Genomic DNA, 457 nt, shown 5'->3' with positions numbered 1-457 from the left:
GTCCAGAAGGTCCCGGATCACAATAGGAGAATCGTCATGCTACAAACAATCGTGGTCATCCTGATCGTCCTGTGGTTACTTGGGCTGGTAACGTCGTACAGCCTGGGCGGCTTCATTCATGTCCTGTTGRTCGTGGCGCTGATTTTGCTGGCGGTCAGTTTCTTTCAGAGYAGGCGCTCRTAARCCTCTTCGGTCATCGACATGCCGATGAACAGGGTTGAGCGCCGCTCGCGGACASTACAGTCCACACTCGCCGATGAAGCGCTTTTCGATCGCCTGCAGCGTGCCGCCTTCGGTTATTTCCTGCAAACATTGAATCCGCTTAACGGACTGGTAGCCGACACCTCGCGTCCCGGTTCGCCCGTCAGTATCGCGGTAGTCGGATTCGCCCTGTCAGTGTATCCGCTGGCCGTAGATCGGGGCTGGCTGACACGGGCCGATGCGCTGCGGTTCAGCC

General features: G+C 57.7%; 2 protein-coding genes. Both read left to right on the top strand.

Annotated features, from left to right (window positions below; all coding sequences use genetic code 11):
- Positions 1-183: lmo0937 family membrane protein (locus AC1DCY_RS27645; protein ID WP_477355956.1), on the top strand; the 183-nt coding region annotated here is incomplete at its 5' end.
- A gap of 18 nt (positions 184-201) precedes the next feature.
- A partial coding sequence (locus AC1DCY_RS27640) for a hypothetical protein (protein WP_477355954.1) occupies positions 202-457 on the top strand: 256 nt, incomplete at its 3' end.

This window comes from Lysinibacillus sp. 10T31 (assembly GCF_056394365.1).
Note: the sequence above shows the minus strand (reverse complement) of the source record. Positions and strands in the feature narration are given on the sequence as shown.